4 protein-coding genes and 4 pseudogenes are annotated in these 9,753 nt (G+C 72.0%); 4 read left to right on the plus strand and 4 right to left on the minus strand.

What is annotated here, in order from left to right; all coding sequences use genetic code 11:
* Positions 1-1,304 precede the first annotated feature (1,304 nt).
* Both WDV06_RS34345 and WDV06_RS34350 read left to right on the plus strand, forming a co-directional pair.
* Positions 1,305-1,751 (plus strand): annotated as a pseudogene (locus WDV06_RS34345) (DUF6183 family protein); the annotation flags it as partial.
* Positions 1,752-1,938: 187 nt separating this feature from the next.
* The gene (locus tag WDV06_RS34350) at positions 1,939-2,343 is read left to right on the plus strand and encodes a DUF6183 family protein (RefSeq protein ID WP_395513744.1); all 405 of its coding nucleotides are present in this window, start codon (positions 1,939-1,941) and stop codon (positions 2,341-2,343) included.
* A 259-nt stretch (positions 2,344-2,602) separates the two neighbouring features.
* Here WDV06_RS34350 and WDV06_RS34355 read toward each other — a convergent pair whose 3' ends face one another.
* The 3 genes and pseudogenes from WDV06_RS34355 to WDV06_RS34365 form a co-directional block, all read right to left on the minus strand.
* The gene (locus tag WDV06_RS34355; protein ID WP_395513745.1) at positions 2,603-3,322 is read right to left on the minus strand and encodes a toxin-antitoxin system YwqK family antitoxin; all 720 of its coding nucleotides are present in this window, start codon (positions 3,320-3,322) and stop codon (positions 2,603-2,605) included.
* 328 nt (positions 3,323-3,650) lie between these two features.
* Positions 3,651-4,037 (minus strand): annotated as a pseudogene (locus WDV06_RS34360) (IS110 family transposase); the annotation flags it as partial.
* Between the two features lie 345 nt (positions 4,038-4,382).
* On the minus strand, positions 4,383-4,946 hold the full coding sequence (locus tag WDV06_RS34365) for an SUKH-4 family immunity protein (protein WP_395513746.1): 564 nt from the start codon (positions 4,944-4,946) through the stop codon (positions 4,383-4,385).
* Between the two features lie 212 nt (positions 4,947-5,158).
* On the opposite strand from WDV06_RS34365, the pseudogene WDV06_RS34370 reads away from it, so the two are divergent.
* Positions 5,159-5,364 (plus strand): annotated as a pseudogene (locus WDV06_RS34370) (WhiB family transcriptional regulator); the annotation flags it as partial.
* A 296-nt stretch (positions 5,365-5,660) separates the two neighbouring features.
* On the opposite strand, the gene WDV06_RS34375 reads toward WDV06_RS34370, so the two are convergent.
* Positions 5,661-8,603 carry an ATP-binding protein gene (locus tag WDV06_RS34375; RefSeq protein ID WP_395513747.1) on the minus strand — a complete coding sequence of 981 codons (2,943 nt, stop codon included), beginning with the start codon at positions 8,601-8,603 and terminating at the stop codon, positions 5,661-5,663.
* A 341-nt stretch (positions 8,604-8,944) separates the two neighbouring features.
* Between WDV06_RS34375 and WDV06_RS34380 the strand changes: the two are divergent.
* A pseudogene (locus WDV06_RS34380) lies at positions 8,945-9,753 on the plus strand (hypothetical protein); the annotation flags it as partial.

Consider the following 9,753-nt stretch of genomic DNA (forward strand, 5'->3'; position numbering starts at 1 on the left):
GGGAACGAGCCCCACCACGTCGACTGGACGCGCGGGAGTTCGTCGCGTCGCCACCGCGTCACAAGTGGCAGGTTCCTGCGGCTGATCATTCATGAACGGAATTCTGCCAAGCAGAACCGAGCAGGACCGAGCCGGAGCCGTCACGGGGAACAGAGGGGCCGGCCTCGGCCAGACGTTCCAAGAGGCCCACTGCTCGCATGGCGACGACGCCCAGCTGCCCGGGTGAGGCGTGTATCTGGACCGTATGGGCAGCTTCGTGCCGGCCTGGTGGGCGGCGAGCAGAGACGTGAATGTCACCGGCCAGCCGACCGGCGAGTCCAGGCCGGTTTTGTCGGCACTGCACATGGCCGCCAGCAGGTCGTCGTCGTTCCGGAGTATCCGGCCAGGTCAATACCCACTGTCACCATCGGCAGCTTTGTGGCAGCGCTCTCGGGGCACTCGTCCGCGCTCACGACGTACAACCTGGTTCCCGCTTCCTTTCCCAGATGCCGATAACGGCGTTACTGTCGGCATCGCCACCGAACTGGCGACCTTCGGCGCCGGACCGGCCCCGGAGACCGCCACCGCCCACCACGGGGGCGACCTGCACAGCTACACCGTCCGCGGAGACCGGAGTCGTGCCCCGCCCGCTGCCGGTCCGTGCCGAGAACCTGCTGGAAGCCTTGTTAGACCCCGCGGACACCGTACCGGTGTTCGCCGATCTCTCTCCTGGGCGCCGGGAGTTGGTGAGGGTCCTGGCCGAGCTGCTGACCGCCGCGGACTTCCAGCCCGTGCCGTTCGGCTCCGACCTCCACGAGTGGTTCACCCAGTACGGCCTCCCCGGTACCCGCCCCGCCCTACGCGCCTACGTCGGACTGTCCATCGAGGGTGATGACCCGAGCGCTCCCCGTTACGCAACCACTGATCCCACGGCGCCGCACCGAGCGCCGGCCGCCGGCACAGGAACCCAGCAGCGGCCGAAGTCGCCTGGAACGGTCAACATCACCTGTCAGAGGACACGTGCGGGGCACGGCGCCAGCTCTCGATAGGCTCGCTGGCGCGACAGCTCCAACCCCCACCTCTTCGTCACCCGCAACACTGCAGTCGACGATTCCGGCCCGCCGATCAGCGCCGGCGTGGTCCAGCAGCTCTATTGATCAGCAACTGATGGGGTTCTCGTCCAGGACGTGGCGGACGTGCGGGCCGCCGAAGTAGCCGCGGACGATATGGGCCGGGGGTAGGTGAATCGGCATAGGCTCGCCCGCGTGGCTGATGACATAGCTGAACTCGTGCGGGATCTGCCGGGTCTGGAGAGTGTGACGGGGGTGTGGCGGCTCGCCGAGCAGTGGTTGGCGGCCGGGGACAGCGAGCGGGTCGCCGAGCTGGGTGTCCGGCTCGTTGGGGAGTACCGCGGCCGAGAGCAGGAGTTGTGGCAGTACGTCACGATGCGGGACGGGCTGCTGCGGCTGCTCGCCCGCACGCCCGGCGCCGGCCAGGTCCTCGCCACGGGTCGGCTGGCCCAGGCTCTTGGCGGCAGTCACTTCCCGAGCCTGGCCGCCTCCCTGCTGGTCTCGGCACAGCAACCAGCTGACCTGGCAGTCCTGTTCAGTGACGGGGCGGATGGACCGGACGAGTTGCGGGCCTGCCTGGTACGGGAGTTGGTGGTCCGAGGCGTCGACCTCGCCGGGCTGTCGCAGGTGGCCAACTGGGCGGGCGCTTCGCGTCAAAGACACGGTCGGTTCGTCTGGCTGCCGCTCACTCGTGCCGAGTTCGAGCTCGGCTACCCCGTGCCGGCCCGCTTCCCGGACGGGGAGAGCCGCACCGGGCAAGAGGCTCTCATGTGGCACTCCGGTGCCGCTGCCCGGCGTGAGGGAGACCACCACGGCAGCGACCGGCGAGCTGATCGCTGCCGCCGCGCGGAACTGGGCCGAGGACTCGAACGGCCGGCATTAGGCCCGGGTGTTCGAGTTCGTCGAGCCCATGACGGCGGCCGGCCTGCCTGCCGCCCTGGGGGCGATCGGTCTGGCACGCACGGCCGCGGCGGCCCAGGTGAGCCTCAGCCGCTGCTTTCCGGTGGAGATCTGGGAGGTCCTGTTCGACGCCGCGGCCGAGGGAGGAGCGTATGAATCGGCGGAGTACGGCGCCTATGGCCGTCTTGCGGCCTGGCGTTCCCTGGCCGGACTGACGGGAGTGGAAGAGGGCACCCCGGTGGCCGAGGTCGAGGCGTTGGCGGCGGCCTACCGGTGGTACGGCTTCGGCACCGACAGCGGGTGGTTCTTCCGCCAGCGCTGGGACCTCGCCATCGTGGCCCTCTCACCGAACGGCCGCCGACTGGCTGTGCTGGCAGGCACGGACACCTACTGAGCGCCAGCGCATCCGAGGCAGACGGTCAGCTCCCCCCTCACCTGGTGGTCACTCGCCACGACGGTCCCGCCGATCCGGGCCACGACGGGACCACGGGCGGACTGTCTGACGTACTGGTCGTCGCCGTTCTTTCCGATGCGACCCAGTCCGCCGCGAGCCAGGAGTGCGAGGCGGCGTCGACGCCGACGGCCACGGAGCCACGACGGACGTCACTCACGCCGACTCGCCGAACGAGCGCTCCAGGGATCCTGCCTAAGGATCAGGCCCGGCGCGTCACATGATCCATGATCAGCTCACCTACGGCATTCCAGCGCCTTCTCGACATCTCCCGACCGTTCTCATCGAAAACGACCACTTCCGACGGCCGGCCGTTGGCGTGCCAGTACCGCCACTCACCAACCGCGGCACCCATGATGGTCACGCCCTCGGCCCGCTTGGTCCCGTCCGGCCACCACTCCTGCTGCCGCCCGTGCTCGATGCCCGAGCAGTAGGTGCCGAGCAGCTCGGTGTGCCCGTTGTCCGCGACTTCCTCGACCTCCCCAGTGAACAATTCCCCTGCGTGACAGGTGCGTCCGTACTCGTCCAAGTAGGTCTGATCGCCTTTGATACGCATCGCCCGTACTGAAGTCGGCGTCGCCCCGAACGGTTTCGCCGGCGGCTCGGCACCACCACGAGCCTCGGTGGTGGGCCCTGACTCGCGCTCGGCGGCGCGCTGCCCGCGCGCTGCCAACTTGCGCCTGAGCTCTGCGCGCCAGCGCGCGGCGTTGCTGCCGTCCAGTTGCCCGGTGAAGGCGGCACGGGCGGCGTCGACAAGTTCGGCAGGGGCGCCCGGACCATACTTGGCGATCTCCCACAGCGCGTCATCCGTTGCCATATCGAGCCCAGTGCAGGTCCGCAAACCCTGGCCACTGAGCACCTCTTCCAGCACGGCGCCGAAAGTCCTCGTCAACTGGTCCTCGGTCGGCCAATCACCGCGCATGGACCCACCCCTCCCTGAAGCGAACGAACTGTGCCGTCCCTGTACGACGCCCGGCGCGATCGGGCGGGTTCCCGCCGCCGTCACCGCTCGCATCCTGCCGAACGATCCACCAGGCGACAACAACGCCGTCGAGCCGAAGCTCGGTATTTGTCACATATTGATCTGAAATAGTTCGAGTTCCGGGTTGTTGGTGGGGTGTGAGCGATCTGGGGGGGTGCCCCTATCTCTTTGGTCAAGGGAAACGGGGCTGCGTTGGGTCGTGGAGCCGGGCAGCATGGTGGTGTGGCTGATCTGCTGTGGGATGACGTCAAGGGCTTCGATCTTGAGTGGGAGGGCTGCTGGTCTGCTCGTCCAGGGCGGCGAAGATCTCCTCGACCAGCCGCTCGGCCATCCTCGGCGCCTTCGGACGTAACAGGGTGATCAGGCGGCGCCGTCCGGCCTTGCGGATCTGGGCCGGCGACCCGAACCGCTCCAGCAAGGTCAGAACGGCCGGGTGCTGCATTCGCGGCCCCAGCACCCGCTCTAACGACGGATGGATCTGCGTCAGCAGGCCGTGGAGCCGGTTGGCGACCCTGGTGGCCTCGCCGGCCAGGTCGTCGTCGAAGCCGACGATCATCTCCAGCTCGGCGATGGTCTCGTCCTCGCCGTTGATCGCCCGCAGCGTGTGAGGCATCGCGCGGGCCGCGTCCGCGATGATGAACGCGTCCACTGCGTCGCCATCGTCCCGCCTGCCGGGTCACGGTCTGCTGCCTCCGCCGCCCCGTTGTGCGTGTCGTCCGCGGCCCGGCTGCGCTCTGCGTCACCGGCGCGCCTGGCGGCCGAGGTCCGGCTCCGCTTGACCAGCCGGGTCCACGCCCCGGCCGCGTACTCGGCCACCGCCAGCGGGCCGCCCTCCTCGGTGGCCCGGAAGTACGGTCCCACCTGCACCGGCAGTCCCGGATGCCGCAGCGGCCCGGCCGGCGCGATCGCCGGCGCCCGCAGTCCGCGTGGCCCGAAGTGCGCCAGCAGCTCCGCCGCCACCTCGTCGTCCGTCTGCGCGCTCACGCCCGAACCAGCCCTCTCACATCATGTGGTAAGAGTCCATGAAGGCCTCCCAGAAGTGCGTGCCGTCCCCGAACGGCACGTCGTCCCAGCGGTTCATGCCCTCCCGGACGAACTCCTCCGCGTCCGCCCAGTCATAGGGCGTCGGCCGCTCCTCGGGCGAGGGCTTCTCCGCCTCGATCTTGTACAGCAGGTAGGAGAACGACGAGATGTCCCGGTGGATCAGCTCGTACTCCTCGTCGGCGTCCGGGTCGCACACCCAGATCGTGCCGTCGTCGAGGCTGAGGTAGACGAAGCCGCTGTACAGCTCGCCCAGCTGCCTCAGCCGGCCGTGCTCCGTCTCGACCGACCACTCGATCAGCGGCTTGGCGAACGCCCGGTCCGGGTTCTCCGGCCGCCGGTCGGCGAGCTCCTCCAGCATCCGGAACAACCCGTTGGAGAACGGCACCCCGACCTCGGTCACGAATTCTACGGCCTCCTCGTTCCCCGCCCAGAGCTCCGCGGCCACCTCGGGCCGGAACCTCAGCAGGTCACCGGGCGCCGCCTGCTCCACGAGCAGCGGCCAGTCAATCCCTACCAGCACCAGTCAGCCATCCTGTCGTTCCACGCCTACATGCCCTTGGGCTTATTCGTCGCCTGATTGCACCATCAGAACCACCGTCAAGTCCCCCTCACCCGAACGGATTGCTGTCACTCGGTGATCTCCTACGCTTCGTGGGCGTGACGTACCGTTTGCGGACCGCGCCTGCCCAGGGGAGGGCGGGGTGGCCGGACCGGGGAGAGGACGGCATCGGGGTGGTCGGGGAAGACCGGGAGACCTGGGGTGAGGGAGCGGCCTGCCGCACCGCTGATCCGGACGCGCTGTTCGTCGAAGGCGCGGCACAGAACAAGGCCAAGGCCGTGTGCACCGGCTGCCCGGTGCGCACCGAGTGCCTGGCCCACGCCCTCGACCATCGCATCGAACACGGCATCTGGGCGGGATGACCGAGCGGGAACGGCGGAGGTCTGCCCCCCCGCCCCGGGGAGAGAGTCATGCCAACTACGGAGGCCGGGCGCCCCATTGCGGGGCCACCAAAACGGTAATGGGGGGGCGGGCCGACACCCGGGCCGTTGCACCGCCGCGAGCCCGCCGCACGTGCCGACCCGGCGGCTGCCGCAGGCGCGCACGCGGCAGCCGCCGCCGCAGCGAGGGTCCGATCGACCAGGTCCGGTCAGGTCCGCCGCAGCACGCGGCCCCGACCGTGGTCGGTGACCGGGGGCCGACCGGAGCGCCCCACCCGCGCCCGACCGTGTGACATCACGGTAGCCGAAGCCCATCCGTGCCGGGCGGCGCGAAGCCCAGTCCGGCGAGCGCCCGCTCGCCGGCGGCCGTGTGGTCGCCCCCGGCCAGCACCAGGGTGAGCGCCGCCTGGTACGGGCAGTCCGCAGCCTCGAAGGCGGCCACGACGGCGAGCAGCCGCTCCCGGTCGCCGTCCGCCAGGGCCTCGGCGCGGTCCACGTGGGCGGTGGCGGCCGCGTTGCCGGCGACAGCCACCCGTGCGGCGTCCAGCTGCTCGCGGGCCCCCGGACGCCCCGCGAGCACCGAGGCCTCCGCCCGGAGCACCACGGACCAGTGCAGCCAGAACGATGAGACCGGCGTGCCGGCCTCGCCCGGCCGCGCCGCCAGACGCCCCAGCGCCGCGTCGGGCCGGCCGTGGTGGAGCAGCACCACGGCGTCGAACACCGCCTCGTAGCCGTGACTGTGCTTCGGTGTGCCGGCCCGGCCGGCGAGGGCCAGCCAGGTCGCCCGGGCCTCGTGGTCGCCTCGCAGACCGTGCACCATGGCGACCGCGGCGGCGGCCGGGCCGAGCGAGAACGACCGCTGGAACCCGATCCGTTCCCAGGTCTCCAGCAGGTGGTCACCGGTCTCCAGGGCCTTCTCGACCCGGCCGGCCAGCACGTCGGCGACCAGCAGCCAGGACCGCGCGCACGCTCCTGCCTCGACCAGCAGCCGATGCTCGGCGAGCTGTCCGGCACACCGGCCGGCCCATTCCAGGTCGCCCACACCGAAGCCGTTCCCGATGCCCGTGGCGAGGGCGTCGAGCAGCTCGTGCGTGACGGCCGGGGCCTGCGGCAGCGTCCGCAGCAGGTCGATCCGGCGTCGGGTCGCGGCCGCCGCGGCGAAGGCGTCACCGCCACGGCTCCAGGCTCCGGCGAGGGCGTCCAGCGCGGCGGACTCCGCCACCGGGTCGCCCGCGCGCCGGGCGAGGGCGACGGCGCGTTCGGCGCGCGCGACGACGTCCGGCGCGGGAACGGCAGCCGTTGACGCGCTCGTCACGGAGGCAGCCGCCAGGGGGACGCTCGCGCAGGAATCGGCCGGGCCGACGGGGGCCGTACCGAAGGCGTCACCGTGCACGGCCACCTCGGCCAGCGCGAGGGCCGCGCCTCCGGCCGGGGAGTCGTCGGAGAGCGAACGGGCCTCGGCGAGCAGGGCGTCCATCACCTCGGCGGGGGGTGCCTGTTCGAACTCGCCGGCGAAGCGGACCGCCACCGTGGCGGCAGTGGCCAGGTCGCGGCCGGCGGCGGCCCTGTGTCCCGCGTCGAGCGCGGCGGCCGCGGCGGCGCGATGCAGGCGGTACATCTCGTCGCCGAGTCGTCGGCAGCCGGCCACGGCTGCCGCCCGGCGCAGGGCCTCGGCCGCGTCGGTCCCGTCGGCGGCGAGGACGGCGGCCTGCTCGTACCGCTGCTGGGACTCGCCGAGCAGGTTGCGTTCGAAGGCCGCCCCCGCGAGCGCCAGGGCGAGCCGTCGGGCGTCCGCGCGCCGCTCCGGCCGCCCGGCGGCCCAGGCCAGCGCGGACCGCAGCTCGTCCGCCAGCACGTCGAACCCGGCCCGCCCGTCCTCGTCCGCCGTCCGCACCAGCTCGTGCGCGCCGTCCAGGCACCACCCCAGGTGGCGGGAGCGCACGTCGGCCGACTCACCGGCCTCGTTGAGCCGTTCGGCACCGTACTGGCGGATCGTCTCCAGCGCCCGGTACCGGGTGCCGTGCGCGGACGGGACGGCGGTGAGCAGGCTCTGCTCGGCGAGCCGGCCCAGTCCGTCGGCGACGGCGACCGGGTCCAGCGGGGCGAAGCCCGCCACCTCGACCGCCGCCCCGGCCGTGAACGGCAGGACGAACACCGACACCCGCCGCAGCAGCGCCCGGTCGACGGGCTCCAGCAGTTCGTGACTCCAGTCCAGCACCGCCCGTACCGACCGGTGGCGGTCGTCCGCGCGCGGGCCGCCGGCCAGGAACCGCAACTGGTCGGACAGCCCCGCCCCGAGACCGTCCAGGCCCAGCGTCGGCCAGCGCGCCGCCGCCAGCTCGATCGCCAGCGCCATGCCGTCCAGCCGCTCGCAGATGTCCACGACGCCGTCGAGCTCGGCCGGACCGGGCGGCAGCCCGAGCCCACCCGCCCGGGCGGTGAAGAGGGCGACGGCGTCGGATCCCCAGCCACCCTCCCGGGACAACGGGGCCACCGGGAAGACCCGCTCGAAAGGAACCAGCAGCCGGGACCGGCTCGTCGCCAGCACCCGAAGCCCGGGACAGGCCGTCAGCAGCCGCTCGAGGAAGGGCGCCACGCCGTCCCGGACCTGTTCGCAGTTGTCCAGCACCAGCAGGACCCGCCGGTCCGCCAGCGACTCCAGCAGTGACAGGTCGATGTCTCGGCCGGGTTCCTCGGCGACGCCGAGGGTCGCCGCGACCTCGGCCGCCACCCGGTCCGGCTCGGTCACCGGGACCAGGTCGACGAACCACACCCCGTCGGGGAACTCACCGGCGACGTCCGCCGCCACTTCCAGCGCCAGCCGGGTCTTCCCCACCCCGCCGGGGCCGAGGACGGTCAGCTGCCGATGCGCCGTCATCGCGGCGGCCAGGTCCGCGCGTTCCCGCGCGCGCCCGACAAACGCCGTCAACGGCACCGGCAGTAAGGGTCCCGGGCGTTCGGCCACCGGACGCCCGGACGCGGGCCGGCCATCCGGGCGTAGGACCGACGGGAGCCGCCCTGGCGCAGGCCGGTCGGACGCGCCCGGTTCCCGGCCCAGCGCGTGGCGCGAGAGCGCCCGCCGGTCGGGCTGGGCCAACTTGCGCAACAGGGAGGAGACGTGGGACTCCACCGTGCGGACCGAGATGGACAGGCGTACGGCGATCTCCGCGTTGCTGAGGTGCTGTCCGAGCAGGACGAGTACGTCGGTTTCCCGCGTCGATATCAATGGTGTGGACACGGACTCATTATCGGTGGCACAGCTCCGCGGTGGTCCGTGTTTCTCCTCCGTGGTGATCCGTGGTGATCCGGGCTGACCAGGACGGATCCCTGACGGCCAGTGGTGATCCGTACTGATCCGTGGCCGCCGCGCCCGCCGGCTTTCCGTGGTCGGCACGGAGGCGGCCCGTGCCGTCGCCCGGCCAGGCTGAGCCGGCGGCGAACGGGGCCGGGCCGAGCCGTTCGGCACCCGACTGCCGCTCCCGGTAGACCTCACCCGCCACCGGGCGGCCCGTACGGGACACGTCGCCGTGTCCGCGGGCACCGCCGGGGCGGCCCACGAACCCTCCTCAGGAGACGCTGATGCGCATCGCCACACCCACCGTCCGAGCCGCCTCGGCCCTGCTCGCGGCCGGGCTCGTCTCGCTCGCCCTCGGCACCGCGCCGGTGCACGCCCTGTCGGGCGACGGCGTCCGCGCCGTCAACCCCGGGCAGGGCACGTCCGCTCCGCTGGTGGCCCAGACCGGGCCCGCGATCAGCCGCTCCGAGGTGCTGGCGAGGGCCCAGTCCTGGGTGTCGCTCGGCCTGGTGTACAGCGGCAGCGGCTACTACAACGGGTACCGGCGGGACTGCTCCGGCTACGCCTCGATGGCCTGGAAGCTGGGCACGCCCGGTCTGGACACCACCCGCTTCATCCCGGCCGGGGTGGCGCAGCGGATCGACAAGAACGAACTCCGGGCAGGGGACGCGCTGCTGAACGACGCGGCGGACAGGGACGGCCACATCGTGCTGTTCGACCGCTGGGCCGACGCCGCCCACACCTCCTACGTCGGGTACGAGTTCAGCGGCACCGGCGTGCACCACCGGACGATCCCGTACCCGTACTTCCCGGACTACATCAAGGGCAACGGCTACACCCCCGTCCGCAACACCAGCGTCGTCGACGACGCGACCGTACCGGTCGAGCCGACCCCGGCGCCGTCGACGTCCGCGCCCTCGGCCGCCACCCTCTACAACCCCGACACCGCGACGGCGGAGGCGTTCGGCATCAACGCCGACGGGATCATGGTCCACGCGTACAACACCAAGGGGGGCCCGGGCTGGACGCCCTGGGAGTCGCTGGACAACTCCTTCCGCTTCACCGGCAGCCCCACCGCGGTCTACAACCCGGT

The sequence above is a fragment of the Streptomyces racemochromogenes genome (assembly GCF_044129415.1).
GTDB classification, from domain to species: domain Bacteria; phylum Actinomycetota; class Actinomycetes; order Streptomycetales; family Streptomycetaceae; genus Streptomyces; species Streptomyces racemochromogenes_A.

Coding starts and splice junctions, on each gene's coding strand:
- WDV06_RS34355 (WP_395513745.1), bottom strand. CDS start 3,322: ATGCGCGGTGATTGGCCGACCGAGGACCAGTTGACGAGGACTTTCGGC.